This is a genomic window from Clavibacter nebraskensis NCPPB 2581, assembly GCF_000355695.1.
Lineage (GTDB): Bacteria > Actinomycetota > Actinomycetes > Actinomycetales > Microbacteriaceae > Clavibacter > Clavibacter nebraskensis.
Genome location: NC_020891.1, coordinates 2,089,829 through 2,116,582, shown reverse-complemented (window position 1 = coordinate 2,116,582; position 26,754 = coordinate 2,089,829). Strand labels below are relative to the sequence as shown.

Below are 26,754 nucleotides of genomic sequence, written 5' to 3'. Positions count from 1 at the left end.
CGGATGCCCGTCCCACCTCGGTGGGGCGGGCATCCGTCGTGTGCGGGCTACTTGCCGTCGTTCGGATCCGTCGGGTACGGCACGTCCTGCGCGGGCGGCACGGAGATGGACGGGGCCGCGGTCGGATCCGCGGACGGGCTCGGCGCGGGCGTCGGCGCCGGCTCGTCCGCCGGGGTAGGGGCAGGCGGCGGTGGCGACGGCGTCGGCGACGGCGTGATGTCGGGCGTCGTGCCGGGCTCGCCGGTCGCCGGTATGGGCGTCACCTGCTCGGCGTCGCCCTGCGACAGGACGATCGCGGCGACGACCCCGGCGACCGCGAGCACGGCCGCGACCACCAGGAGGACGAGCGCGAGGCGCTTCCGCCGAGGCCGGGCGCGGGCGTCGTCGCCCTCGCCCGCCGCCGGTCGGTCGCCCTCGTCGGTCACGTCGTCGCCTCGATCCGCTGGCTCAGTTCCCGACGTCGATCGCGGTGCCCATGAGCTGGGCGCGCCCGATCACGTGGGGGAGCATCAGGAAGCCGAGCATCGCGGGGGTCGCGCCGTCCGGGACGTCCAGCGACTCCACGTCGAGCGCGGTGACGGTGAAGTAGTAGCGGTGCGTGCCGTGGCCCGCCGGGGGCGTCGCCCCGAAGAAGCCCGTCGCCCGCGCGTCGTTGTGCAGGGTCACGGCGTCGTCCGGGAGGAGGCCGGCGTCCGGATCGCCCGCACCGGCCGGCAGCGCCGTGGTGGATGCGGGGATCCCGCGCACCGCCCAGTGCCAGAAGCCGCTGCCGGTGGGGGCATCGGGGTCGTACGCGGTGAGCACGTAGCTGCGGGTCTCGGCGGGCGCGCCCGTCCAGTTGAGGGCGGGGGAGCGGTCCTCGCCACCCTGCGCGGCACCGCGCGCCGACTGGGGCAGCGGTGCCCCGTCGGCGAAGTCGGGGCTGGTGAGGTGGAAGGGGGCGGCATCCGGCAGGCGGTGCAGTGGGTCGTTGGGCACGGGCGTTCCTCTCGGTGGTGCTGACCTCCCCAGCCTCGCACGGTGGATGGGGGTGCGGCCGGGAAGCATCCCCTCCCGACGCCGGTCCGTGCCCGATCCGCGACCGGTCACGGGCGCCGGGGCCCCCGAAGAGGGGCTGGGGCCGGACGCGGATGGCTGGTTAGCGTGGTCGGTGCGGGCAGGTCCACGCGACCGCCCGCCTCCGGGGGACGCATCGGGGGATGCAGACCGCCGAGGGGTGCCGGGGTCGGGGGATCCACGGCACCCCTTCCGGCGCCGTCCCCGTCGTGCCGCCCGCTCCCGCCGGTCGCCGAGCGGCCGATGTCCCGGGGGCGAACGACGGCGCGCGCAGTCCCTTGGTGCGCAAACCTTTCGCTTGCTGGGCGGTATCCTCGGGGATGTGACGACGTCCTCTCCCTCCGCCTCCGACGTCGCTCCCGAACCGCAGCCCCGCCGCCGTCGCGGGGGATCGCTCGTCCCGCGTCGCCCGCGGCCGAGCGACACGACGTCCCTGCCCGGCACGCTCGTCGAGACCACCGTCCAGGCTGCCGGCGCCCTCGTCCTCGGAGCCTCCGCGGCGGAGCCCGGCCTGCGCACCGGCGGGACCGTCCCGCAGCCGGCGCGTCGGCGCGCCATCGGCGACACCGACCTCCGCGTCTTCCCGCTCGCACTCGGCGGCAACGTCTTCGGCTGGACGGCCGGCCCGGAGGACACCTCCGCGATCCTCGACCGGTACCAGGAGGCGGGCGGCAACTTCATCGACACCGCCGACTCGTACGCGAGCGGCCGCAGCGAGCACATGATCGGCTCCTGGATGCGCGAGCGCCGCAACCGCGACTCCATGGTCGTCGCCACCAAGATCGGCAAGAGCGAGGACTTTCCCGGTCTCGGCGGATCCCGCATCGAGCGCGCCGTCGACGCGAGCCTGTCACGGCTCGGCACCGACTTCATCGACCTCCTCTACTTCCACTGGGACGACCTCGACGTGCCGCTCGAGGAGAGCCTCGCGGCCGCGGGCCGCCTCATCGCGTCGGGCAAGGTCCGGTACCTGGCGGCGTCGAACTACGCCGCCGAGCGGCTGCTGCACGCCCGGATCATCGGCGGCCTGTACGACGCCCCGCGCTTCGTCGCCCTGCAGACGCACTACAACCTCGTGAACCGCGCGCCCTACGAGTCGGCGTACCTCGACGTCGTCCGCGGTCAGCAGCTCGCGGTGATGCCCTACTTCGCCCTCGCGAACGGATTCCTGACGGGGAAGTACCGCACGCGCGACTCGGTGCGCGAGGGCGCCCGCGGGGCGCGGGCCGCGAAGTACCTGACCCGGCGCGGGCTCCGCGTGCTCGCCGCCCTCGACGAGATCGCGGACCACCACTCGACGAGCGTCGCGACGATCGCGCTGGCATGGCTCCTCGCCAAGCCCGGCATCGTCGCGCCCGTCGCGAGCGCGAGCCGCCCGGAGCAGGTGCACGACCTGGTGCAGGCGGCCCACGTGCAGCTCTCGCGGCACGACGTGGCCCGGCTCGACCGCGCGTCGGAGTAGTCGTCCCCCGGGCTCCATGCCCGTGATCGCTCCCCACGATGTGGAAGGCATGGGTGGCGCTCGCGTCCCTGCGGCTACCTTTCCTGCACCCGCGATGCCCGGCGCTGTGGCGCCCGCTTGTCCGTGCGGGTTCCGTACGGCCCGGGGGAGACGACCTTGCACGAGCGACCGCGCATTCCGCTGCGACGACGAGGGGGAGCAGTCGCCATGATGCTTGCCGTCCTCACCTCTTGCCAGGTGTTGGTCGGATGCGCACCGTCATCGGCGCCGGCGCCCACCCTGACCCCGTCCTTGTCGCAGGACCAGCAGGACGACGAGGCATTCAGGGACGTGATGACGAGATATGTCGACCTCGATGCGAATGCCGACATAGAAGATGACTTGGATGAGCTCTTGACGGGGAACGTCCTCGACAACGAGAAGGCCGGGCTCGCTGAAGCACGACGAACCGGGGAACGCCAAAGCGGTAAGGAGATCGCCTCCGGCTTTCAAGTCACCGATCGAGGTCTGGATCCAGAGGGCCTCCAGTACATGACGGCTCAGGTCTGCCTGGACACCGGCGGCCTGCGGCTGCTCGACGCGAATGGCAAGGACATCACTCCTCAGCACGACACACGCCGCTCGCTCCAGGTGAAGGCGATCAAGTCGCCAGACTCACTCTGGCGAATCAGCGACATCGTGCGGAACGAGGATGTCCACGCATGCGGGTGACGATCGCGACGCTCACCCCGATTCTTGTCATCGGAATCGTCACTGCACCGGCCGCCGCCGCTCATGCATCAGGTGAGGACTGCTCTTCGAAGTACGGTGCCTTCGGCCCGTGCGCCTCCGGTCTCATAGGTGACGGAGGGGTCTCCATCAGCGCGCATGAGCAGCAGCTGGTGTCCTCAGATGGAGGACAGCCGAGTCACAGTGAACAGAAACAGCGTCCGGATGCTCAAGGTCCGGCGTCGCCGCGTCCGGTGCCGCGTGGGCGGATGGCGGCGGATGTGGACGTGCCGTGCAGTCCGAGTGCGCGACTGTCGGGTGGCTCTCTGTGTGCGGACGGTAGGCATGCGTTCTTGCCGCCCGCGAAGGTGCCGGCGAAGCCCGTCGATCCGGCGCCGGCCTCGCCCGCGACTGAGGGGGTGTCGTTGGCGGATGTGGCGCAGTTCGTGCCGCGGGATGCGTCGATCCGGTCGCAGCCGAATGGGTGGGCGATCGTGGGGGCGCCGGTGAACCTGTTCACGGATGCTGCCGTGCAGGTGGTCGACGGGGTGTTGCTGGGTCGGCCGGCGCAGGTGCGGTTCGTGCCGGTGGCGTTCACGTGGGATCACGGCGACGGCACGAGCACCACCGTCCAGGGTCCGGGGGCGTCGTGGCGGGAGTTGGGGCAGCAGGACTTCACGTCGACGGACACGAGCCACGTGTACTCGAGCGTCGGTGACCGGCAAGTCGCTCTGACGATCGCGTATTCGCCCAGCTACCGGTTCGACGGGGGTGCGTGGCAGCAGATCCCGGGCACGCTGCCGGTGCAGGTGGGGCCCGTGACGATCCGTGTCCTCCAGGGTTCGACGGTCCTGGTCGGGGGTGCGTGCGGCACGCGGGACGCCGGACCCGGATGCCCCTGAGGGCCCCGCCGCGCGTCGTCGGCCCCCGGCTCGCCGCCGGACCCGTGGCGTAGGGTGACGCTGATGTCCCGCGCCGTAGAACTCCCCCTCGACCTCCCCGAGCTCACCGTGCAGTCGGAGGGCGCTCGCGTCCGGCGCTCGGTCCTCCCGTCGGGGGTGCGCATCCTCAGCGAGGACGTCCCCGGCAGCCGCAGCGCCACCATCGGCATGTGGGTCGCGGTCGGCTCGCGCGACGAGCAGCCGGGCGACCTGGGATCCACGCACTTCCTGGAGCACCTCCTCTTCAAGGGCACCGCGTCGCGCACCGCGCTCGACATCGCCGTCTCCTTCGACGCGGTCGGCGGCGAGCACAACGCCGTCACCGCCAAGGAGTACACCTGCTACTACGCCAAGGTGCGGGATCGCGACCTCGGCATGGCCGTCGACGTGCTCGCCGACATGGTCACCTCCAGCCTCATCGACGCCGAGGAGTTCGAGACCGAGCGCGGGGTCATCCTCGAGGAGCTCGCCATGGCTGACGACGACCCGGGGGACGTCGTCAGCGAGCGCTTCTTCGAGGCCGTGCTGGGGGATCACCCGCTCGGCCGTCCCATCGGCGGCAGCCCCGCGGACATCGAGGCCGCGGAGCGCGACGTCGTCGTCGCGCACTACCGCCGCAACTACCGTCCGCAGGACCTGGTCGTCACGGCGGCGGGCTCCGTGGATCACGACGCCCTCGTCGCGCGGGTCACCACCGGCCTCGAGCGCGCCGGCTGGGACCTCTCCGTCGCGGCCGACCCGGTCGCGCGTCGCACGGGCGCCTCCCCGGTCATCAGGCGCGGCAGCGGCCTCGTCGTGGTCGACCGCCCCATCGAGCAGACCAACATCCTGCTCGGCGTGCCCGGCCTCGCGGCGTCCGACGACCGACGTCCCGCCCTCGCGATGCTCAACTCGGTGCTCGGCGGCGGCATGTCCTCGCGCCTGTTCCAGGAGGTGCGCGAGAAGCGCGGCCTCGCGTACTCCGTCTACTCGTTCGGCGCCTCCTACTCGGACGCGGGCGTGTTCGGCCTCTACGCCGGATGCACGGCCGCGAAGACCGAGCAGGTGTCCCGCCTCATGGTCGAGGAGTTCCGGAAGCTCGCCGAGGAGCACGTGACCGAGGAGGAGCTGGCGCGCGCGTTCGGCCAGCTCTCCGGCCAGTCCGCCCTCGCGCTCGAGGACTCGGACACGCGCATGTCGCGGCTCGGGCGGTCGGAGATCACGACGGGCGAGTACGTCGACCTCGACGAGACGCTCTCCCGCCTCTCCCGTGTCACCGCCGACGACGTCCGCGCCCTCGCGGCCGACCTGATCTCCCGACCGCTCTCGATCGCCGCCGTGGGCACCGTCGGCGCTGACGCGTTCGCCCCGCTGCTCGAGACCCCCGCGCTCCTGTAGGAGGAACCGTGTCCCACTACATCTACCTCGTGCGCCACGGCGAGCAGCAGGACGCCGAGCACGGACTGCCGGACGGCCCGCTGTCGGGCCGCGGCAAGCGCCAGGCGCACTGCATCGCCGACCGGCTGAGCGGCGTCCCGTTCACGACGGTGCGCCACTCTCCGCTCGCCAGGGCCGAGGAGACGGCCGCGATCATGGCGGAGCGCATGCCGGCCATCGAGCCGGAGCCGTCGTCGCTCCTGTTCGACTGCATCCCGTCGGGTCCCACCCCCGACATGCCGCACGCGTTCGAGTCGTTCTTCGGCGGGATCACCGAGGAGGAGATCGACGCCGGCAGCGCGCAGATGGCCGACGCGGTGAGCGAGTTCCTGGCACCGGCGCGCGAGGACCGGCACGATCTGCTCATCACCCACAACTTCGTCATCGCGTGGTTCGTGCGGCACGTGTTCGACGCGCCCGAGTGGCGATGGATGGGCATCAACCAGGCCAACTGCGGCCTCACCATCATCCGCGTGCGCTCGGCGAAGCCGCCCGTGCTCGTCGTGCACAACGACCTCGGGCACCTCCCGGTCGAGCTGCGCACCGGCCTGCCGGAGCAGCAGCCGTACTAGCCCCACCGGCGCGCCCGCTGCCCAGCGTCGCGGTCATGCGCGCCGGTACGCTGGGCGGATGACAACCACGGTCGCCGTCGTCGGCGCAACGGGACGCATGGGCCAGCTGATCTCGCAGATCGTCGAGGCGAGCGACGAGTTCGAGCTCGTCGCCAGCCTCGATTCCAAGGGCGAGCTGTCGGACATGCTCGGCGCGGACATCGCGGTCGACGTGACGCTCCCGGCGGTCAGCCAGGGCGTCGTCGAGTACGCGGTCGCGCACGGCATGAACGTCCTCGTGGGCACGAGCGGCTGGACGGGCGAGCGCATCACCGAGCTCGAGCGGCGGATCACCGGCAACCTCGCCGTGGGCGTCGTCATCATCCCGAACTTCTCCGTCGGCAGCGTCCTCGCGACCTCGTTCGCGCAGATGGCGGCCCGGTTCTTCGACTCCATCGAGATCGTCGAGGCGCACGGCGCGTCCAAGATCGACTCGCCGTCGGGCACCGCGGTCCGCACGGCCGAGCTCATGTCGCAGGCGCGCGGCACCCGCGGCCCGGTGCAGGCGCCGCACACGGATCAGCGGGCGCGCGGCCAGCAGGTGGCGAGCATCCCCGTGCACAGCCTCCGCATGCAGGGCGTCGTCGCCAAGCAGGACGTGGTCTTCGGCGGCAACGGCGAGGTCCTCACCATCAGCCACGACACGCTCGCGCCGAGCGCCTACGAGGCCGGGATCCTCCTCGCCCTCCGCGCGGCCCGCACCGCCCGCGGCGTGGTCGTCGGACTCGACCGCCTCATCGACCTCGACGGCTCGCGCGAGCGCGCCACGCAGGCGGCAGCCGCCGGTGCCGCGTCGGGACCCGTGGACGACGGCGGGCCGAGCGGCCAGGCCGCCACCGTCACGAGCGCCTGATGGGGACGCGCATCGGCGTCGCCGTCATGGCGGTGCTCATGGTGCTGTACCTCGCGCTGGCCGGCCAGATCGCCGTCCTGCTGCTGATCTCCGGCGAGCCCGTCGGCGTCGTGTTCGGGCTCGCGCTCCTCATCCTGCCGCTGGTCGGCGTGTGGGCGCTCGTGCGCGAGCTGTCCTTCGGCGTGCGGAGCGCGCGCCTGGTGCGAATCCTCGACGGGGAGGGCGGCCTGCCCGTCGCCGACCTGCCGACCCGCGCGAGCGGCCGTCCGCTCCGGGATGCGGCCGACGCCGCGTTCCCGGCGTACCAGGCCGAGGTCGAGCGGGATCCCGCCAGCTGGCGCGCGTGGTTCCGCCTCGGGCTCGCGTACGACGCGAGCGGGGACCGGCGCCGGGCGCGCGGGGCCATCCGCCGCGCCATCGCGCTGCATCGCGCCGAGCCCGCCGCCTAGGCGACCGGCCGCAGAACCGACCTTCCGGCAGCCCCGCCGAGCTCAGCTCGTGGCGAGCAGCCGGTCGATGGCCAACTCGACCGTGGGGTCGCGGAACGCGAATCCGTCGGCGAGCAGCTTCTCGGGACGCGCGGGCTGGCTGGAGAGCAACAGCTCCTGCCCGGCCTCCTGCAGCGCGAGCCGGATGAGGAACTCGGGCGCCGGCACCAGGTAGGGCCGGTGCAGGCGCTTCGCCAGGTGCCGCATCAGACGGTCGGCCATCACGGGCTCGGGACCGGTGAGGTTCACGGGTCCGGAGACGGACGACGTCAGCAGGTGCACGATCGCGGCGGCCTCGTCGCGGAGGGAGATCCACGGCCAGACCTGGCCGCCGGTGCCGAGCTTCCCGGCCAGCCCGAGGTTCGTGAGGAGGCGCAGCGGCGCGAGCGCACCGGCCTGCGCGAGCACCAGCCCGGTGCGCAGCGTCGCGACGCGCACGTCGGCGGAGGTCTGGAATGCCTCGGCCTCCCACGCCTCCACGACCTCCGCCAGGAAGCCCTGCCCGCGCGGCGAGTCCTCGGTGAGGCGCTCGGCGGGGCGGTCGCCGTAGAAGCCGACGGCGGATCCGTTCAGCAGCACCCGGGGCGGGTTCGCCGCCGACGCGATCGCGCCGACGATCGTGCGCGTGGCGGAGACGCGCGACGCGCGGATCTCCTCCTGGTACGGCTTTGTCCAGGGCAGCCGGCTGATCGAGGCGCCCGAGAGGTTGACCACGGCGTCGACACCGTCCAGCACCGCGGGATCCAGCTTCCCCTCGGCCGGCTGCCATTCGTGCTCGTCCGCCGAGGACGGCGCGTGGCGCACGAGCGTCTGCACGCGATGCCCGGCGGCATGCAGCTGGGCCTGCAGCTCGGTGCCGATCGTGCCCCCGGCTCCCGAGATGAGGACGGTGAGCGGAGCGGGGGATGCGGTGCTGTCGGACATGGTCGAGCCCTTCGTCGGTCCCGCTCAGCCTAGGACGCGGCCCCGCACGCCGCCCGGGAGGAGCGCGGCGCGGTCGCCCGGCGGGGGTCGCGTACAGTGACCGTCGTGCCCCACGACGACATCGCCTTCCGATCCGACATGACCGTGGAGCTCGTCCGCTCGAGCGCCCACGACTCCGACGTGATCTTCGCCGCCCGCGTCTCCACCGCCGGCGAGAAGACCCTCGAGCGCGCGCTCGACGAGCCCGACGGCCAGGACCGCGCCCTCGAGGGCGACGTCGACACCGAGGCGGAGGAGAAGCGCGTGAAGCGCGACCGCGGCCTCATCAACTACCTCATGCGCGACCGGCACGGCTCGCCGTTCGAGCACAACTCGATGACCTTCTACGTGCAGGCGCCGATCTTCGTGTTCCGCGAGTTCATGCGCCACCGCATGGCCTCCTACAACGAGGAGTCGGGCCGCTACAAGGAGCTCGACGCGGTGTTCTACGTCCCCGGCCCCGAGCGCAACCTCGTGCAGGTCGGCAAGCCCGGCGCCTATGAGTTTCACGCCGGCACCCCCGAGCAGACCGCGCTCGTGCAGGAGGAGACTCGACGCGCCTCCGCCGAGGCGTACGCCTCCTACCAGCGGATGCTCGAGCAGGGTGTCGCGCGCGAGGTCGCCCGCATCGTGCTCCCGCTCAACATCTACTCGTCGATGTACGTCACGCTCAACGCGCGTGCGCTCATGAACTTCCTGTCGCTGCGCACCAAGCACGAGGACTCGACGTTCCCGAGCTTCCCGCAGCGCGAGATCGAGATGTGCGCCGAGAAGATGGAGACCGAGTTCGAGCGGCTCATGCCGTTGACGCACGCCGCGTTCCAGAAGAACGGCCGCGTCGCCCCGTAGCGCACCGGGATCCGGCGACCGCCGACCGTTACGATGGAGCGCGTGTCCACAGAGAACCCGTTCGGCCAGGTCCTGGTGGCGCTCGTCACCCCGTTCACCGCCGATGGCGAAGTCGACTGGGCGGGCGTCGAGAAGCACATGGACGACGTCATCGTCGCGGGCGCGGACGGCATCGTCGTCACCGGCACCACGGGCGAGACCAGCACGCTGACCGACCCCGAGAAGATCAAGCTCGTCGAGGTCGGCCGCTCCGTGAGCGGGGGCCGCGCCAAGATCATCACGGGCGGAGGATCCAACGAGACCGCCCACGCCATGCAGCTCGCGCGCCAGAGCGAGAAGGCCGGCGCCGACGGCAACATGATCGTCACGCCGTACTACAACAAGCCCACGCAGGCCGGCGTCCTCACGCACTTCCGCATGATCGCGGACGCGACCGACCTCCCGGTCATCCTCTACGACATCCCCGGCCGCACGGGCATCCCGATCCAGTACGAGACGATCCTCCGCGCCGCGAAGCACCCGAACATCCTCGCCGTGAAGGACGCCAAGGGCGACCTCGCGCAGGCCAGCCGCGTGCTCAACCAGACCAGCCTCATGTACTTCGCGGGCGACGACGCGAATGCGCTGCCGACCCTCGCGATCGGCGGCACGGGCCTCATCGGCGTCACCGCCAACGTCACCGCGACCCCGTACCGCACCATGGTCGACGCCGTGAACGCGGGCGACCTCGCCGCCGCCACGCACGCCCACCAGCAGCTCGAGCCGCTCGTCCGCGCCGTCATGACCCACGTGCCCGGCACGGTCGCGGCGAAGTACATCCTCCACGGCCTCGGCCGCATCGGCAGCCCCCGCGTCCGCCTGCCCCTCGTGGGGCCGGAGGAGTGGGAGGCCGCGCAGATCGAGGACGAGATCGACCTCGTCCGCGACGTCCCCGGCGTCGACTTCCGCAACTTCCGCCCCGACCGCAACGCCGCCGCAGGCGGAGCGCTGCCGCAGGTCGCCGGCACCACGCGCTGACGCGCGCCCCGAGCATCCACCGCCGGCCCCTCGGGCCGCATCGTCACCAGAGGAGTCCCATGCCCCACGGCGTCTACGACCCGCCGGAGCTCAAGCCCGGCACCCTGCGCATCACGCCCATCGGCGGCCTCGGCGAGATCGGTCGCAACATGACCACGTTCGAGATCGACGGGAAGATCCTCGTCGTCGACTGCGGCGTGCTCTTCCCGGAGGAGCACCAGCCGGGCGTCGACCTCATCCTCCCCGACTTCTCCTCCATCGAGGACCGCCTCGACGACGTCGTCGGCATCGTCCTCACGCACGGCCACGAGGACCACATCGGCGCCGTGCCGTACCTCCTCAAGCTCAAGCAGGACATCCCCCTGATCGGCTCCGGCCTCACGCTCGCCCTCATCGAGGCGAAGCTCAAGGAGCACCGGATCACGCCGTACACGTTCCAGGTGAAGGAGGGCGACCGCGAGCGCCTCGGGCCGTTCGAGCTCGAGTTCGTCGCCGTCAACCACTCCATCCCGGATGCGCTGGCCGTCGCCATCACGACCGAGGCGGGCCGCGTGCTGCACACCGGCGACTTCAAGATGGACCAGCTGCCGCTCGACGACCGGATCACGGACCTCCGCGCCTTCGCGCGCCTCGGCGAGGCCGGCATCGACCTCTTCATGTCGGACTCCACCAACGCCGACGTCCCAGGCTTCACGCCCACCGAGCGCTCCATCGGCCCCGTGCTCGACGCCGTGATCTCGAAGGCCCCGCGCCGCGTGATCGTCGCGAGCTTCTCCAGCCACGTGCACCGCGTGCAGCAGGTGCTCGACGCGGCGCACGCGAACGGCCGCCGCGTCGCGTTCATCGGCCGCTCCATGATCCGCAACATGACCATCGCGGCCGAGCTCGGGTACCTGAAGGTGCCGGAGGGGGTCCTGATCGACTCCAAGAAGGCCGTCAACCTGCCGGACCACGAGATCGTCTACATGAGCACCGGGTCGCAGGGCGAGCCGATGGCGGTGCTCAGCCGCATGGCGAACCTCGAGCACCAGATCGAGATCGGGCAGGACGACACCGTCATCCTCGCGTCGAGCCTCATCCCGGGCAACGAGAACGCCGTCTACCGCGTGATCAACGGGCTCACGAAGCTCGGCGCCAACGTGGTGCACAAGGCCAACGCGAAGGTCCACGTCTCGGGCCACGCGGCCGCCGGCGAGCTGCTCTACTGCTACAACATCCTCAAGCCGCGCAACGTCCTGCCGGTGCACGGCGAGTACCGCCACCTGGTCGCGAACCAGCAGCTGGCGATCCAGACCGGCGTGCCGGAGCGCAACACGTTCCTCGCCGAGGACGGCACCGTCCTCGACATGAAGGACGGGCACGTGCGCGTCACGGGCCAGCTCGACGTCGGGTACGTGTACGTCGACGGCTCGACCGTGGGCGAGATCACCGACGCCGACCTGAAGGACCGCCGCATCCTCTCGGAGGAGGGCTTCGTCACGATCTTCGTGGTCGTCGAGCCGCAGACCGGCAAGGCCATGGTCGGACCGGAGATCGAGGCCCGCGGCTTCGCCGAGGACTCGCGGGTCTTCGACAGCGTCAAGCCGCTCGTCGTGAAGGCCCTCGCGGAGGCCGCGGCGAACGGCACGCGCGACACGCACGCGTACTCGCAGGTCGTGCGCCGCACGGTCGGCCGCTGGGTCAACTCGTCGCACCGCCGCCGTCCGATGATCATCCCGGTGGTCATCGAGGCGTAGCGCGGCCGTCGGCGGGAGCCGGTGCGCTGCACGTCCGGAGGGGCGGGGAGAGACCCCGCCCCTCCGTCGCGCGTGCCGGTGGCGCGCGTCCGCGCGGCCCCCTGACGGGGGTGCGCATGTCATCCCCGTGGACGAAGCGCCGCGCGCGCCGCCGCCCCTAGCGTCGGAGGCGACCGGACGGGCCGCTGGGGACCGCCGGGGAAGGAGCGGCTGTGGGCGTCTGGCGGAGATGGATCCTCCCGATCACGAGGCTGGTCGTGCTCGCCGCGATCGCGGTGGCCCTCGTGCGCATGGCGTTCTTCGGGACGACGACCGAGGAGGCCTCCGAGGTGCCGACGGGCTCGGTCGTGGAGTCGCAGGTGCCGGCGTCCATCGCGACCGTGGTCAACGACGTGACGGTGAAGGGCAGCATCCAGCCGGATCCCGACGTGACCGTGAAGGCGACGCTGCAGGGGAAGGTCTCGAAGATCGTCGCGGGGCAGGGCGCCACGCTGGCGGCCGGCGACCCGATCCTCGTCATCTTCCAGGAGACGCCCGTGGATCCGGTGGTCGCGGCGGATGGCACGGTCACGCAGCCGAAGCCCAAGGTCGTCACCGAGACGGTCACCGCATCCGCCGCGGGTTCGCTCGCGCAGCTCGGCGTGCTCGTCGGCCAGGAGGTCGCCGTGGGCGACGCGGTCGGCCGGATCGCGCCGCCCACCTTCCGCGCGACGGCGCCGCTCACCGCGGAGGAGCAGTACCGGCTCGTCACGCAGCCGACGGCCGCGAAGGTCGCCATCACCTCGGGGCCCGCGCCGTTCGACTGCGGGGACCTGCGCATCGGCCAGCAGGCGGCGGGCGGCGCCGACGGTGCCGGCTCGACGGGCGACGCGGCCGGCGCGGGCGGCACCGGATCCACCGAGTCGGCCTCCACCGGCGCGACCGTCTCCTGCGCCGTGCCGGCCGGGACGCGCGTCTTCCCGGGTCTCGCGGCCGAGATCACGATCCCCGCGGGCGAGGCGCCCGACGTGCTGACGCTCCCGACGACGGCGGTCGAGGGCCTCGCCGACACGGGCAACGTGTGGCTCGCGTCGGACGGCGGCGAGCCCGAGGAGCGCGCGGTCGGCCTGGGCATCAGCGACGGCGAGGTCGTGCAGATCACCTCGGGCCTCGCGGAGGGCGACATGGTGCTGGAGTTCGTGCCCGGTGCGCCCGTCCCCGAGGACGAGGCGATGATGGTGCAGGGCGGGTACGGCGGATGAGCCTGATCCGCCTCGAGCAGGTGACCCGGACTGTCCCGCGTCCGGACGACGAGCCGCTGACGATCCTGCACGGCGTCGACCTCGACGTGTCCGTGGGCGACCACGTCTCGATCGTGGGCCGCTCCGGATCCGGGAAGTCGACGCTGCTGAACATCGTCGGCCTGCTCGACACCCCGACGACAGGCGAGGTGTTCCTCGACGACGTGCCCATGGCGCGCGTCTCGGGATCCCGGCGCGACCGCGCCCGCGGCGGCGACATCGGCTTCATCTTCCAGCAGTTCAACCTGCTGCAGGGCCGGACGGCCCGCGAGAACGTGATGACCCCGCTGCTCTACTCGACGGGTCGCTCGTTCTGGCGGCGTGCGTCGATCGCGGCGGACATGCTCGAGCGCGTCGGCCTCGGCCACCGCATCGACGCCATGCCGGAGACGATGTCCGGAGGGGAGCAGCAGCGCGTCGCGATCGCCCGGGCGCTCGTGCGCTCGCCGCGGCTGATCCTGGCGGACGAGCCCACGGGCGCGCTCGACATCGAGACGGGCGCGACGGTGATGAGCCTGCTCGCCGAGGTCGCGCACGCGTCCGGTGCGGCGCTCGTCACCATCACGCACGACCCGACCGTCGCGGCCCGCGCGGACCGGCACCACCGGCTGGAGATGGGCGTGCTCGCGCCCGCCGAGGCCCTCACCCGGGAGCTGCTCGCATGAGCGACTGGCTGTCGGGCACGGCGACCGGTCTCGTGGGCGCGGTCGTGGAGGCATGGGTCGAGCTCCGGATCCACCGCACGCGCGTGATGCTGTCGCTCATCGGCGTCGCGGTCGCGGTCGCGGCGATCACCTCGGTCGTCGGCCTCGGCGCGGTCGTGCAGCAGTCGCAGACCGAGCAGATGGAGCGCCAATCGGGCCGACCCGCCGCGCTGTCGGTGTCCGCGTACTCCGCGACCGGCGACGGCCTGTCCTACGCCGAGCAGCGCACCCTCCTCGCGGACGTCGCCGACCGGTACGGCATCACCTGGTCGACGATCATCGGCTCCGCGACGGTGCCGGTCGACTTCGCGCGCGGGCAGGCGCAGGTGCAGGCCGTCGTGGTCGACCGGGACTACGGCGAGATGCGCCGCGTCGACGTGACGGACGGCCGCTGGTTCGACGAGCGGGACGCCGACCGCCTCGCGCCCGCGCTCGTGGTCAACCCCGCGTTCCTCGCGGAGCTCGGGTCGCCCGAGATCGCCGCGCACCCCTCCGCCGTGCTGCACGGCGAGCGGTCGGACCTCGTGGGTGTCGTCGTGGGCACCGTGCCCGCGCTGTACGCGGAGGAGCCGCCGACCGTCTACCTGCAGGCGTCCGACGCCGAGCGCCTGATGTCCGACGACGCGCTCGACGCCATGGCGCCGCAGTCCGAGTTCTGGGTGCCCGAGTCGGAGGCCGACGCGCTCACCGCGGCCATCACCTCGCAGGTGGCGGCGACCGCGCCCGAGGGCCTGGAGGTGAGCGTCGGCCGCAGCGACTGGGGGACGTACGACTACGACCCGCTCCTGTCGGTGAAGATCCTCGTCGGGGGAGTGGCGAGCCTCGTGCTCCTGCTCGGCGCGCTCGGCCTCGTGAACATCTCGCTCGTGACGGTGAAGCAGCGGATCCGCGAGATCGGCGTGCGGCGCAGCTTCGGCGCGAGCGCGGGCCGGGTGTTCTTCGCCGTGATGATGGAGAGCATCGTGGCCACGGTCGCCGCGGGCGTGGTCGGCGTGATGGCGGCGGTCGCGATCGTGAAGAACCCGTGGATCCTCTCGTTCGTCGCCTCGGGCGTCACCGACTTCCCGCCGTTCCCGCTCTCGGCGGCGCTCCTCGGGCTCGGCGCCTCGCTCGCCGTGGGCGCGATCGCGGGCCTGCTGCCGGCCCTCGTCGCGGTGCGCGTGTCGGTCATCGACGCGATCCGGTACTGATGTCGCGGCCGGGCGGGGAGCGCCCGGCCCGGCCCGGCGCGCCGTCGGCGACGGCGGCGCGGGATAACGTGGGTCGCATGGCTACGAGCACCAGGTCGACCAGCCGCGCCGGGAAGACCTCCTCGGGCGCGCCGCGCGCCACGCCCCCGCGCAAGGGGCGTGCCGCCGAGACGAAGCAGCAGACCGTCGCCTACCCCGTGCAGTCGGCGTGGCGCGGCCCGCTCGTCGCCGCGTGGATGGGCCTCGCCCACGCCACCGGCGCCCTCTTCCGCGCCCTCGGGCCGGAGAAGCTCGCGAAGGAGGAGCGCCGCGACGGCATCCCGTTCCTCCTCGTGGTCCTCGCGATCGCCGGTGTGGTCGTCGAGTGGTTCAACCCGCTCAACGACGTGGCCATGGCCTTCGACGCGTACACGTTCGGCGGCCTCTTCGGCCGGGTGGCGTTCGCGCTGCCTATCGTGATGGTGCTCCTCGCCCTCTGGCTCTTCCGCCACCCGTCCTCGGTGAGCGACAACGGGCGCATCGGCGTGGGCGTCTCGCTCTTCCTCGTCTCGATCGCGGCGCTCTGCCACATCTTCAACGGCGCGCCGGATCCGCGCGACGGCATGCTCGCCCTGGCCCGCGCCGGCGGCGTCCTCGGCTGGGTGCTCGCGGCGCCGCTGTCGCTGCTCATCACCCCGATCGGCGCGGGCGTCGTGGCCGGGATCCTGCTCCTGCTCTCCCTCTTCATCATCACGCGCACGCCGCCGAACCGCGTCGGCATGCGGCTGCGCGAGCTCTACTCCTACCTCTTCGGCGCCCCGCCCGTGGACGAGGAGCAGCGCGCCGCCGACCGCGCGGCCCGCAAGGCCCAGGCGACGGAGCAGGTCGAGCTCGAGGGCCTCGACGAGGACGGCCCGGTCGACACCGACAGCCTCCCGTGGTGGCGCCGCAACCGCAGCCAGCGCGAGGACGCGCCGGCGTTCGACAGCCCGGTGCTCGCGCCGCACGCCGGATCCGACGACCGCGACGACACGGCCGGTCGCACCGCCGCCGAGGCGCCCACGACCGTCATCGACCGCACGGTGGATCCCGACGCCTCCCGCCCCGAGCCCGGCGCCTTCGCGGGCGACGACGCCGCGACCCGCCGCATCGACCTCGACCCGCCCGTCGACGCGACGGCGACCGCCGTCCTGCCCTCCGTGCCCGTGCACCCCACCGGAATACGCGACGACGACGAGCCCGCGGTGCTCCCCGGCTTCGAGGACGACGGCTCCGACGCCCCGATCGTGTCGGGGGACTCCGACGCCCCGCAGGCGCCCTACCGCCTCCCCGCCGCGAGCACGCTCTCGCCCGGCACGCCCGCGAAGTCGCGCTCGTCGGTCAACGACGAGGTGGTGCGCGCGCTCACCGAGGTGCTCACCAACTTCCAGGTCGACGCCACGGTCACGGGCTTCTCCCGCGGACCGACGGTCACCCGCTACGAGCTCGAGCTCGCGCCCGGCGTCAAGGTCGAGCGCGTCACGGCGCTCGCGAAGAACATCAGCTACGCGGTCGCCTCCAACGAGGTCCGCATCCTCTCGCCCATCCCGGGCCGCAGCGCCATCGGCGTGGAGATCCCGAACACCGACCGCGAGATCGTCTCGCTCGGCGACGTGCTCCGCTCGTCCGCCGCGACGAACAGCGCGCACCCGATGACCATCGGCGTCGGCAAGGACGTCGAGGGCGGCTACGTCATCGCCAACCTCGCGAAGATGCCCCACCTCCTGGTCGCGGGATCTACGGGCTCCGGCAAGTCGAGCTTCGTCAACTCCATGATCACGTCGCTCCTCATGCGCGCGAAGCCGAGCGACGTCCGCATGGTGCTCATCGACCCGAAGCGCGTGGAGCTCACCATCTACGCGGGCGTCCCGCACCTCATCACGCCCATCATCACCAACCCGAAGAAGGCGGCCGAGGCGCTGCAGTGGGTGGTGAAGGAGATGGACATGAGGTACGACGACCTCGCCAGCTTCGGCTTCCGCCACATCGACGACTTCAACAAGGCCGTCACGAGCGGGTCCATCGTGCTCCCCGAGGGCAGCGAGCGGACCCTCCGCCCGTACCCCTACCTCCTCGTGGTGGTGGACGAGCTCGCCGACCTCATGATGGTCGCGCCGCGGGACGTCGAGGACTCCATCGTCCGCATCACGCAGCTCGCGCGCGCCGCCGGCATCCACCTCGTGCTCGCGACGCAACGCCCGTCCGTCGATGTCGTCACGGGCCTCATCAAGGCCAACGTCCCGTCCCGGCTCGCGTTCGCGGTGTCGAGCATGACCGACTCCCGCGTGATCCTCGACCAGCCCGGCGCCGACAAGCTCATCGGCCAGGGCGACGGCCTCTTCCTCCCCATGGGCGCCAACAAGGCCGTCCGCGTGCAGGGCGCGTGGGTGCAGGAGGCGGAGATCGCCAAGGTCGTCGAGCACGTGACGCGCCAGGCGCGGCCCGAGTACCGGCAGGACGTCGCGGTCGCCGCCGAGAAGAAGGAGATCGACGCGGACATCGGCGACGACCTCGAGGTGCTGCTCGCGGCGGCCGAGCTGGTCGTCAGCACGCAGTTCGGGTCCACGTCGATGCTGCAGCGGAAGCTCCGCGTCGGCTTCGCCAAGGCCGGCCGGCTCATGGACCTCCTCGAGGCGCGCGAGATCGTCGGCCCGTCCGAGGGATCCAAGGCGCGCGACGTGCTCGTCTCGGCCGAGCAGCTCCCGGGCGTCCTCGCGACGCTGCGCGGGGAGACGCCCGCGGCCCCACCGGCCCCCGCCGCACCGGCTGCTCCGGTCGCGCCGCCCGCCGACGACGCGGACGACGGGAACCGCTACCCGTCGGATCCGCTGCACAAGGACCTGGACGCGTACGAGCAGGTGGAGGCCGAGGGCGACGACGACGCCTGGGGCCTGACGGGGAGGGACTGACCGTGGCGGAGCGGAGCGCATCGGGCGCGACCGACACCGGAGCACCGCGCCTCTGGCGCGCGGGCGACTCCCCGGCGAGCCCCTGGAACGTCGCCAACGTCCTCACGGTCGTGCGGATCCTGCTGGCCCCCGTCTTCGTCGTCCTCCTCGCAGCGGACGACGGCGCCGACGGTGCGCTCCGCTACGCGGCCGCGGCGCTCTTCATCATCGCGATCGCGACCGACGGCGTCGACGGGCACATCGCCCGCAGCCGCAACCTCGTCACGGACCTCGGCAAGCTCCTCGACCCCATCGCCGACAAGGTGCTCACGGGCGCCGCGCTCGTCATGCTCTCGGTGCTCGGCGAGCTGCCCTGGTGGGTGACGATCGTGATCCTGGTGCGCGAGCTCGGGATCACGGCGTACCGCTTCGCCGTGCTCCGCGATCGCGTCGTCGCGGCGTCCCGCGGAGGCAAGCTGAAGACCGTCGCGCAGGCCGTCGCGATCAGCGTCGCGCTGCTCCCGCTGTGGGACGTGGTCGGCGACGGCATGCACGTCGTGAACACCGTGCTCATGTCGATCGCGTTCGTCCTCACCGTGCTCTCCGGCCTCGACTACATGCGTCAGGCGCTGCGAGCGGAGCGCGTGTCGTGAGCGCGGCCGACGAGGCCACCGACGAGCGGCTCGCCGAGCGCGTGATCGCCGCCCTCGTGGCGAGCGGTCGGCGCATCGCCGTCGCCGAGTCGCTCACAGGAGGCCTGCTCACCGCCGCCCTGGTCGGCGTCCCCGGCGCCTCGCGCGCGCTCCTCGGCGGCATCGTCTCCTACGACACGGCCCTCAAGCGCACGATCCTCGGCGTCGAGTCCTCGATCCTCGCCGTCCACGGCGCGGTCCATCCCGACGTGGCCCGGCAGATGGCCCGCGGCGTGCGCCAGGCGTGCGCCATCGACGGACGCCCCGCCGACGTCGGCGTCTCCACGACGGGAGCCGCGGGGCCGGATCCCCAGGACGGGCAGCAGCCGGGTACGGCCTTCGTCGGCCTGTCCATCGACGGCGACTCGCGCGCCATCGCGCTGCACCTCGACGGGGGCCGCCAGGCGGTCCGCGCGGGCGTCGTGCACGAGGCCCTCGTGGCCCTCGTCGAGGCGCTGGATCCCGCCGGGAACATCTGATGCGGCTCCCGCGTTGTCGTAATCACGTTCACAATCAACGCCCAGTGCCCCTGCTTAGCCTGAGTCCTCGGCCAGATGCTCACCCATCAGCCCCGGACCTCCGGTTCGACCAGGCACCAGGCGCAACGAGGAGGCTCCCGTGGTTCTAGTCCGTCAGGAGATCGGCGACGTCCTACGGGACTTCCGTCTGCAGAAGGGGCGCACGCTCCGCCAGGTCGCCAGCAAGGCGAGCGTCGCGCTCGGCTACCTCAGCGAGGTCGAGCGGGGCCAGAAGGAGGCGTCGAGCGAGATCCTCGCGTCCGTCGCCGACGCGCTCGACACCCCCATCTCCGTCATCATGCGCGAGGTCGGGGACCGCCTCGCCGTCATCGAGGGGCTCAACCCCATCCCCGACACCATCCCGGACGACCTCGTCGCCGGCTTCGACAGCGACCTCGTCGCGCGCTGATCCTCTCCTCACGACCTCCCGCCCCGCCCGTCCTCGCGACGGGCGGGGCGTCGTCGTCCCGGCGGCAGCGGGTAGCGTGGTCGGCATGCGACTGAGCGAGTTCCAGCGGGCCGTCTCGGACGAGTTCGGCTCCGGATACGGGCCGGTCCTCGTCGCGGACCTCGTGCTCGGAGAGCTCGGCGGGCGCACGTGCGCGCAGGCGCTGAAGGACGGGACGCCCGCCCGCGAGGTCTGGCTCGCCCTCTGCCGCGCCCAGGACGTGCCGCGCGCGCGCTGGAACGGTGCCGGGGTGCCCGAGCCGCGCATCTAGAGGCCTCCCGTCCGACTCGCTCCGGATACGTCGACGACACGCGGCGCGCCGTTCGAATATCCCTTCGAACGCGCGTAGGCTCCCCACAGGAGCGATTCGAAGCGCGGACTGCACAGGTCAGGCCCCTCCGGCAGCGATGTCGGCGGCGCCGCATAACGTGCACCTCGCGGAGATCACCCGTCGCCTTGTCGGCACCGGACCCCGCGGCCAGCGGGAGCGGAGCGACAGCCTGCAGGCAACCCACCTTCGACATGAGGAGCACCCCATGGCATCATCGGCAGACCGCGAGAAGTCCCTCGAGACCGCGCTCGCACAGATCGACCGGCAGTTCGGCAAGGGCTCGGTCATGCGACTGGGCAGCGATGAGCGCGCGCCCGTCGCCGTCATCCCCACCGGATCCGTCGCGCTGGACGTGGCCCTCGGCATCGGCGGGCTCCCGCGTGGCCGCATCGTCGAGATCTACGGCCCGGAGTCCTCGGGAAAGACCACGCTGACGCTGCACGCCATCGCCAACGCGCAGCGCGCCGGCGGCATCGCGGCGTTCATCGACGCGGAGCACGCGCTCGACCCGGAGTACGCGAAGAAGCTCGGCGTCGACATCGACGCGCTCCTCGTCTCCCAGCCCGACACGGGTGAGCAGGCGCTCGAGATCGCCGATATGCTCGTGCGCTCGGGATCCATCGACCTCGTCGTCATCGACTCCGTCGCGGCGCTCGTGCCGCGCGCCGAGATCGAGGGCGAGATGGGCGACTCCCACGTGGGCCTCCAGGCTCGCCTCATGTCGCAGGCGCTGCGCAAGCTCACCGGTGGCCTCAACCAGACGCAGACCACCATGATCTTCATCAACCAGCTCCGCGAGAAGATCGGCGTGTTCTTCGGCAGCCCGGAGACCACCGCCGGTGGCAAGGCGCTGAAGTTCTACGCGTCGGTCCGCCTCGACATCCGCCGCATCGAGACGCTGAAGGACGGCACCGACGCGGTGGGCAACCGCACCCGCGTCAAGGTCGTCAAGAACAAGATGGCGCCGCCCTTCAAGCAGGCGGAGTTCGACATCCTCTACGGCACGGGCATCTCCCGCGAAGGCAGCCTCATCGACTTCGGCGTCGAGCACGAGATCGTCCGCAAGTCCGGTGCCTGGTACACCTACGACGGCGACCAGCTCGGCCAGGGCAAGGAGAACTCGCGCAAGCACCTCCTGAACAACCCGGAGATCGCCGCCGAGATCGAGCAGAAGATCAAGGTCAAGCTCGGCCTGGTCAAGGACCCGAACGCCGACGCGGCCCCTGCGGCCGACGCGGCTCCGGCTCCGGTCGCGGCCGTGGCGCCCAAGGCGTCGGCTCGCAAGAGCGCCTGACCCGGCGCTCCCTCGGCGGGGTGCGTCCCACGACGCGCCCCGCCCCCGCACGACACCGGCCCGACCGTGGCGTCACGTTCCGCGTGATGCGCGCTCGGGCCTCCTGAGGACGGAAGCACCATGGTCAGATTCCCCTCCGAGGGCGAGCAGGGCACGGGCCCCGGGCCCGACGAGATCGCGCCCGTCGCCTCCCTCGCCGACCGGCGTTCGCGTCGTGCGGCGGCCCGTCCGCTCGTCGAGACGCCGGCGTCCGTCGAGGAACCGTCCGCGCCGCGGGTCGAGCCGACGCATCCCGCGCGAGGCGGCTCGGTCACGGAGGTCGATGGCATCGTCACGATCGGCGCGGCGGTCGACGAGTCGGAGGCGGGTCGAGCCCTCGCCGCGCAGGAGCGCATCGCGGAGGCGCGTCGTGTCCTCGCGGAGGCCGAGGCCCAGGCGGCTCGAACCTCCAGCGACCCGGTCGCCGTGTCCCCGGAGACGCCGCCGGCGGAGGACGACACCGCGGACGACCCGACCCCGGCCGCGTGGCGCGCCGAGCAGGAGCGGGCCGAGCGGGCGCGCGCCAAGGCGGAGCAGGACGAGGCGTACCGGCAGGACATGATCCGGCTCGAGGAGGACCGCGTCGCGGACGAGCGCCGCGAGGCGGAGGCCGAGGAGGAGCGCGCCGCCGAGCGGACGCCCGAGCGCCAGCGGCGTCGTGCGGACAACGTCCTCGCCAACCGGCTGCGGGGTCGCGGGCTCTCGCTCGCGGAGGCGCGCGAGGTGCTCGACGGGGCGGAGATCGACCCGGACATCGCCGAGGAGACGCTCGCCCGCTACGTCTCCCTGCAGTACATCGACGAGGCGGCGCTGGCGGAGCAGATCCTGCACACGCACCTCGACCGCAAGGGCCTCGGGCGGCGCTCGGTCGAGATGGAGATGCGCCGTCGCAAGCTCGACCCCCTCGTCATCGAGGAGGCCATGGCCGAGCAGCCGGACGACGAGCTCGCGCGCGCGACCGAGGTCGCGATGAAGCGCGTCGGGCAGCTCTCGTCCTACGACGACGAGACGGCCGAGCGCCGGCTCGCGTCGTTCCTCATGCGGCGCGGCTACGGGGGCGGCGTCGTACGCGACGCGGCGAAGGCGGCGCTCGCCACCCGCCGCGGCTCGTCCCGCGTCCGCTTCCGCTGACCCGGCCGCCGGGCAGCTCGGGGCGTCCACGCACGTAGGATCGAGACATCATGAGCACCGTCGCCGAGCACGTCCGCGTCGCCCCGCCCGAAGCCGACCGGCCCAGGACGTACGAGGTCCGCACCTACGGCTGCCAGATGAACGTCCACGACTCGGAGCGGCTCACGGGGTCGCTCGAGGCGGCCGGCTACGTGTCGGCTGAGGGCGCCGAGGCGGACATCGTCGTCATCAACACCTGCGCCGTCCGCGAGAACGCGGACAACAAGCTCTACGGCAACCTCGGCCACCTCGCCGGGGTCAAGCGCCGGCACGAGGGTATGCAGATCGCCGTCGGCGGGTGCCTCGCGCAGAAGGACCGGGCGACCGTGCTCGAGAAGGCGCCGTGGGTCGACGTCGTCTTCGGCACCCACAACATGGGCTCCCTGCCGGCGCTGCTCGAGCGCGCGCGGCACAACGGCGAGGCGCAGCTGGAGATCCTGGAGAGCCTCGAGACGTTCCCGTCCACGCTTCCTACGAAGCGCGACAAGATCGCGAGCGGCTGGGTCTCCATCTCGGTGGGGTGCAACAACACCTGCACGTTCTGCATCGTCCCCGCGCTGCGCGGCAAGGAGAAGGACCGGCGGCCGGGCGACATCCTCGCCGAGATCCAGGCCCTCGTCGACGACGGTGCGGTCGAGGTCACGCTGCTCGGCCAGAACGTCAACTCCTACGGCGTCGAGTTCGGCGACCGGCAGGCGTTCGGCAAGCTGCTGCGGGCCGCGGGCGCCATCGAGGGGCTGGAGCGCATCCGCTTCACGAGCCCCCACCCGGCCGCCTTCACCGACGACGTGATCGACGCGATGGCGGAGACACCGGCCGTGATGCCGCAGCTGCACATGCCGCTGCAGTCGGGATCCGACCGCATCCTCAAGGCCATGCGCCGCTCGTACCGCTCCGAGCGCTTCCTGGGGATCCTCGACCGGGTGCGAACCCGCATCCCCGATGCGGCGATCACGACCGACATCATCGTCGGCTTCCCGGGCGAGGCGGAGGAGGACTTCCAGGAGACCCTCCGCGTCGTCGAGGCGGCCCGTTTCTCCTCCGCGTTCACGTTCCAGTACTCCATCCGCCCGGGCACCCCCGCCGCGACGATGGAGGAGCAGGTCCCCGCCGACGTCGTGAAGGAGCGGTACGGGCGTCTCACCGCGCTGCACGAGCGCATCAGCCATGAGGAGAACCAGCGCGTGGTCGGCCGCACGGTCGAGGTCCTCGTGAGCGCGCACGAGGGTCGGAAGGACGGCGACACGCGCCGGGTCACGGGCCGGGCGCAGGACGGCCGCCTCGTCCACCTCGACGTCCCGGAGGGGAGCGGCGAGCCGCGGCCCGGCGACGCCGTCGAGGTCGAGATCACCCGCGCGGCGCCGTTCCACCTCATCGCCGCCTCGGTCGACCGGGCTCCGCTGCGCATCCGCCGCACCCGCGCCGGCGACGCGTGGGAGCGGGCACAGGCCGACTCCTGCGGCGTGCCGACGCCAGCGGCGGGCGCGCGGTCGAGCGCCGCTGGTGCGCCGCGCGTCTCGCTCGGGCTGCCCTCGCTCCGTGTGCCCACCGCCGCGGGCGACGGGTCGGCGCACCCGCGACACCGCGCGTGACCCCGATCGTCGCGATCGTCGGCGCCACCGGCACCGGGAAGTCCGCCCTGTCCCTCGACATCGCGGAACGGCTGGGGGCCGAGGGCCGAGCGGCGGAGATCGTCAACGCCGACGCCATGCAGCTCTACCGGGGGATGGACATCGGCACGGCCAAGCTGCCCGAGGCTGAGCGGCGGGGCGTGCCGCACCACATGCTCGACGTCCTCGACGTGACTGCGGAGGCCACCGTCGCCGCCTACCAGGAGGAGGCGCGCGGGGCGATCGGCGGCATCCTCGAGCGCGAGGCCGTCCCGATCCTCGTCGGCGGATCCGGCCTCTACGTCTCGTCGGTGCTCTTCGACTACGACTTCCCGGGGACCGATCCCGAGATCCGGCAGCGCCTCGAGCAGGAGCTCGAGGCGACCGGGCCGGGCATGCTGCACCGGCGCCTCCGCGAGCTCGACCCGGCGGCGGCCCAGCGGATCGGCGCGCACAACGGGCGTCGGCTCGTGCGGGCGCTCGAGGTCGTGGAGATGACGGGACCGCAACCGGAGCGCGCATCCGCCCAGCCGCGCCCGTGGCATCCGGCGCGGATCCTGGCGCTCACGCTGCCGCGCGAGGAGCTCGTGCCGCGGCTCGACGCCCGCGTGTCCGGCATGTGGGAGGACGGCCTGGTGGACGAGGTCGCCGGACTGCTGTCGGCCGGGCTCGCCGACGGCGTCACCGCCTCCCGGGCCATCGGCTACGCGCAGGCGGCCAGGCAGCTCGCGGGGGAGCTCACCGAGGACGAGGCGATCGAGGCGACGCGCGCGCTCACGCGCCGCTTCGCGCGCCGTCAGGTGTCCTGGTTCGGCCGCTACGCCGACGCCGTGCGGCTGGACGCGCGCGACGAGCGGCTCCTCGCGCACGCGCTCGACGCCCTCCCGGCGGCGCGCCCGTAGGCTGGCGGGATGGCAGACCTGCAGTTCACCAAGGGCCAGGGCACGGGCAACGACTTCGTGCTGTTCGCGGATCCCGCGGGCGAGATCGACCTGACGGACACGCAGGTGCAGGCGCTCTGCGACCGCCACTTCGGCATCGGCGCCGACGGCACGATCCGCGCGGTGCTCTCCAGCCGGATCCCCGAGGGTCGCGCGGCCCTCGACGAGGACCCGGCCGCCGAGTGGTTCATGGACTACCGCAACGTGGACGGCAGCCCGGCCGAGATGTGCGGCAACGGCATCCGAGTCTTCACGCTCTTCCTCATCGAGAACGGGCTCATCGAGCTGCCCCCGGGCCGCACGGTCCCCATCGGCACGCGGGCCGGCGTACGGGACGTGCAGCGCAGCGGATCCGGGTTCCAGGTCGACCTCGGCCGGTGGTCCCTCGCGGGCGGCGAGCCGCTCGTGCGCGCCAAGGACCTCCAGGTCGCGCGTCCGGGCCTCGGCATCGATGTGGGCAACCCGCACGTGGTGGTCGCGCTGTCGAGCGAGGACGAGCTCGCGGAGGCCGACCTCGCGTTCGTGCCGCAGCTGGATCCCGAGCCCGCCGACGGCGCCAACGTCGAGCTCGTGGTGCCCGCCGATCCGCTCGTCGTGGACGGGGTGGGCCACATCACGATGCGCGTCCACGAGCGTGGCAGCGGCGAGACGCTGAGCTGCGGTACGGGCGCCGCGGCGGCCGCCCTCGCGACGCGGCACTGGGCCGGCGCCGCCGCACCGCACCAGTGGCGCGTGCAGCTGCCGGGCGGGGTGCTCGGGGTGCGGATGTTCCCGACGGAGGACGGCGAGCACGTCGGCCTCTCGGGCCCCGCGGAGCTGGTGTTCGACGGGGTCGTGGCGCTGGCCTGATCCTGCCGCCCCGCCCGCGGACGCAGGGGGAGCGGCGTCGGGCTAGGTGTCGGCGCCGCGGTGCACGCGCAGCACCCGGAAGCCCTTGTCGGACGCCGCGCGCGTCGTCTCCAGGCCCGCGGGCAGGGTGTCGACCAGCCAGCGCTGCAGCGAGTCGGACCCGAGGTTGCGCTGCACGACGAGCCAGGCGTCCGCGTCCGGCGCGAGTCGGGGCATCCAGTCGAGCAGGATCCCGTGCAGCGCCTCCTTGCCGACGCGGATCGGCGGGTTCGACCACACGGTGGCGAACGCGAGGTCGGCGGGGACGTCCTCGGGCGGCACGGCCTCGACGTTCTCGAGACCGAGGGACCGGGCGTTCGCCCGCGTCAGCTCGAGCGCACGCTCGTTCACGTCGACCGCCCACACCGTGGCCGCGGGCGACCGCATCGCCATGTCGAGGGCGACCGGACCCCAGCCGCAGCCCACGTCCAGCAGATGCCCCTCGGCAGGGGGCGCGGGGACGTTGCGCAGCAGCACCAGGGTGCCCTGGTCCACGTGCTCGGGGCTGAAGACGCCACCGGCGGTCTCGACGTCCACCGTGCGCCCGCCCAGCTCGACCACGATGGTGCGGGTGCGCAGGGGTCCGGCCGGCGACGAGGAGAAGTAGTGCGCGTCGGCCATACCGGGACGATACCGGACGCCC

At 72.6% G+C, this 26,754-nt stretch carries 27 protein-coding genes; 23 read left to right on the top strand and 4 right to left on the bottom strand.

Annotation, left to right across the window (positions count from 1 at the left end; all coding sequences use genetic code 11):
• Positions 1–47: 47 nt before the first annotated feature.
• Both CMN_RS09950 and CMN_RS09945 read right to left on the bottom strand, forming a co-directional pair.
• A complete protein-coding gene (locus CMN_RS09950; protein WP_015490682.1) occupies positions 48–425 on the bottom strand; it encodes a hypothetical protein in 378 nt (125 codons plus the stop codon).
• A gap of 22 nt (positions 426–447) precedes the next feature.
• Complete coding sequence (locus tag CMN_RS09945) at positions 448–978, bottom strand: YbhB/YbcL family Raf kinase inhibitor-like protein (RefSeq protein ID WP_015490681.1); 531 nt, start codon at positions 976–978, stop codon at positions 448–450.
• A 400-nt stretch (positions 979–1,378) separates the two neighbouring features.
• On the opposite strand from CMN_RS09945, the gene CMN_RS09940 reads away from it, so the two are divergent.
• The 7 genes from CMN_RS09940 (at position 1,379) to CMN_RS09910 (ending at position 7,496) form a co-directional block, all read left to right on the top strand.
• Positions 1,379–2,518, top strand: a complete 1,140-nt coding sequence (locus tag CMN_RS09940) for an aldo/keto reductase (protein ID WP_015490680.1) — start codon at positions 1,379–1,381, stop codon at positions 2,516–2,518.
• A 207-nt stretch (positions 2,519–2,725) separates the two neighbouring features.
• The gene (locus CMN_RS09935) at positions 2,726–3,229 is read left to right on the top strand and encodes a hypothetical protein (RefSeq protein ID WP_015490679.1); all 504 of its coding nucleotides are present in this window, start codon (positions 2,726–2,728) and stop codon (positions 3,227–3,229) included.
• Positions 3,230–3,579: 350 nt separating this feature from the next.
• On the top strand, positions 3,580–4,128 hold the full coding sequence (locus CMN_RS15330; protein WP_227077673.1) for a hypothetical protein: 549 nt from the start codon (positions 3,580–3,582) through the stop codon (positions 4,126–4,128).
• 63 nt (positions 4,129–4,191) lie between these two features.
• The gene (locus tag CMN_RS09925; protein WP_015490677.1) at positions 4,192–5,544 is read left to right on the top strand and encodes a M16 family metallopeptidase; all 1,353 of its coding nucleotides are present in this window, start codon (positions 4,192–4,194) and stop codon (positions 5,542–5,544) included.
• Positions 5,545–5,552: 8 nt separating this feature from the next.
• Positions 5,553–6,155 carry a histidine phosphatase family protein gene (locus CMN_RS09920; protein WP_015490676.1) on the top strand — a complete coding sequence of 201 codons (603 nt, stop codon included), beginning with the start codon at positions 5,553–5,555 and terminating at the stop codon, positions 6,153–6,155.
• 58 nt (positions 6,156–6,213) lie between these two features.
• Complete coding sequence (gene dapB, locus CMN_RS09915) at positions 6,214–7,047, top strand: 4-hydroxy-tetrahydrodipicolinate reductase (protein WP_015490675.1); 834 nt, start codon at positions 6,214–6,216, stop codon at positions 7,045–7,047.
• Complete coding sequence (locus tag CMN_RS09910; protein ID WP_015490674.1) at positions 7,047–7,496, top strand: hypothetical protein; 450 nt, start codon at positions 7,047–7,049, stop codon at positions 7,494–7,496. Before dapB ends, CMN_RS09910 begins: the two co-directional genes overlap by 1 nt.
• 42 nt (positions 7,497–7,538) lie before the next feature.
• Here CMN_RS09910 and CMN_RS09905 read toward each other — a convergent pair whose 3' ends face one another.
• Positions 7,539–8,459 (bottom strand): TIGR01777 family oxidoreductase, encoded by a 921-nt coding sequence (locus CMN_RS09905; RefSeq protein ID WP_015490673.1) that lies wholly within the window; start codon positions 8,457–8,459, stop codon positions 7,539–7,541.
• A 96-nt stretch (positions 8,460–8,555) separates the two neighbouring features.
• On the opposite strand from CMN_RS09905, the gene thyX reads away from it, so the two are divergent.
• From thyX to dapF, 16 genes are all read left to right on the top strand, one after another.
• On the top strand, positions 8,556–9,347 hold the full coding sequence (gene thyX / locus CMN_RS09900; protein ID WP_015490672.1) for an FAD-dependent thymidylate synthase: 792 nt from the start codon (positions 8,556–8,558) through the stop codon (positions 9,345–9,347).
• 33 nt (positions 9,348–9,380) lie between these two features.
• Positions 9,381–10,364: a 4-hydroxy-tetrahydrodipicolinate synthase gene (gene dapA, locus CMN_RS09895; protein ID WP_015490671.1), complete on the top strand. Its 984-nt coding sequence runs from the start codon at positions 9,381–9,383 to the stop codon at positions 10,362–10,364.
• A gap of 59 nt (positions 10,365–10,423) precedes the next feature.
• Positions 10,424–12,100, top strand: a complete 1,677-nt coding sequence (locus tag CMN_RS09890) for a ribonuclease J (RefSeq protein ID WP_015490670.1) — start codon at positions 10,424–10,426, stop codon at positions 12,098–12,100.
• A gap of 212 nt (positions 12,101–12,312) precedes the next feature.
• A complete protein-coding gene (locus tag CMN_RS09885; RefSeq protein WP_015490669.1) occupies positions 12,313–13,341 on the top strand; it encodes a permuted SH3 domain-containing protein in 1,029 nt (342 codons plus the stop codon).
• A complete protein-coding gene (locus CMN_RS09880) occupies positions 13,338–14,045 on the top strand; it encodes an ABC transporter ATP-binding protein (protein ID WP_015490668.1) in 708 nt (235 codons plus the stop codon). Before CMN_RS09885 ends, CMN_RS09880 begins: the two co-directional genes overlap by 4 nt.
• On the top strand, positions 14,042–15,274 hold the full coding sequence (locus CMN_RS09875; RefSeq protein ID WP_015490667.1) for an ABC transporter permease: 1,233 nt from the start codon (positions 14,042–14,044) through the stop codon (positions 15,272–15,274). The genes CMN_RS09880 and CMN_RS09875 overlap by 4 nt, the downstream gene beginning before the upstream one ends.
• A 77-nt stretch (positions 15,275–15,351) precedes the next feature.
• Complete coding sequence (locus CMN_RS09870) at positions 15,352–18,201, top strand: FtsK/SpoIIIE family DNA translocase (protein ID WP_041465276.1); 2,850 nt, start codon at positions 15,352–15,354, stop codon at positions 18,199–18,201.
• A 2-nt stretch (positions 18,202–18,203) separates the two neighbouring features.
• Positions 18,204–18,833 carry a CDP-diacylglycerol--glycerol-3-phosphate 3-phosphatidyltransferase gene (gene pgsA, locus CMN_RS09865; protein WP_015490665.1) on the top strand — a complete coding sequence of 210 codons (630 nt, stop codon included), beginning with the start codon at positions 18,204–18,206 and terminating at the stop codon, positions 18,831–18,833.
• Positions 18,830–19,351, top strand: a complete 522-nt coding sequence (locus CMN_RS09860) for a CinA family protein (RefSeq protein ID WP_015490664.1) — start codon at positions 18,830–18,832, stop codon at positions 19,349–19,351. The genes pgsA and CMN_RS09860 overlap by 4 nt, the downstream gene beginning before the upstream one ends.
• 139 nt (positions 19,352–19,490) lie before the next feature.
• Positions 19,491–19,799: a helix-turn-helix domain-containing protein gene (locus CMN_RS09855; protein WP_012298599.1), complete on the top strand. Its 309-nt coding sequence runs from the start codon at positions 19,491–19,493 to the stop codon at positions 19,797–19,799.
• A gap of 85 nt (positions 19,800–19,884) precedes the next feature.
• Positions 19,885–20,109 carry a DUF3046 domain-containing protein gene (locus tag CMN_RS09850; RefSeq protein ID WP_041465520.1) on the top strand — a complete coding sequence of 75 codons (225 nt, stop codon included), beginning with the start codon at positions 19,885–19,887 and terminating at the stop codon, positions 20,107–20,109.
• 265 nt (positions 20,110–20,374) lie between these two features.
• Complete coding sequence (gene recA / locus CMN_RS09845; RefSeq protein ID WP_015490662.1) at positions 20,375–21,463, top strand: recombinase RecA; 1,089 nt, start codon at positions 20,375–20,377, stop codon at positions 21,461–21,463.
• Positions 21,464–21,583: 120 nt separating this feature from the next.
• Positions 21,584–22,633: a regulatory protein RecX gene (locus CMN_RS15325; RefSeq protein ID WP_227077672.1), complete on the top strand. Its 1,050-nt coding sequence runs from the start codon at positions 21,584–21,586 to the stop codon at positions 22,631–22,633.
• A 50-nt stretch (positions 22,634–22,683) separates the two neighbouring features.
• The gene (miaB, locus tag CMN_RS09835; RefSeq protein ID WP_015490660.1) at positions 22,684–24,264 is read left to right on the top strand and encodes a tRNA (N6-isopentenyl adenosine(37)-C2)-methylthiotransferase MiaB; all 1,581 of its coding nucleotides are present in this window, start codon (positions 22,684–22,686) and stop codon (positions 24,262–24,264) included.
• On the top strand, positions 24,261–25,184 hold the full coding sequence (gene miaA, locus CMN_RS09830; RefSeq protein WP_015490659.1) for a tRNA (adenosine(37)-N6)-dimethylallyltransferase MiaA: 924 nt from the start codon (positions 24,261–24,263) through the stop codon (positions 25,182–25,184). Before miaB ends, miaA begins: the two co-directional genes overlap by 4 nt.
• Positions 25,185–25,193: 9 nt before the next feature.
• The gene (gene dapF / locus CMN_RS09825) at positions 25,194–26,072 is read left to right on the top strand and encodes a diaminopimelate epimerase (RefSeq protein WP_015490658.1); all 879 of its coding nucleotides are present in this window, start codon (positions 25,194–25,196) and stop codon (positions 26,070–26,072) included.
• 42 nt (positions 26,073–26,114) lie between these two features.
• Here the strand turns inward: dapF and CMN_RS09820 are convergent, their stop codons facing one another.
• Positions 26,115–26,732, bottom strand: a complete 618-nt coding sequence (locus CMN_RS09820; protein ID WP_015490657.1) for a class I SAM-dependent methyltransferase — start codon at positions 26,730–26,732, stop codon at positions 26,115–26,117.
• Positions 26,733–26,754 lie beyond the last annotated feature (22 nt).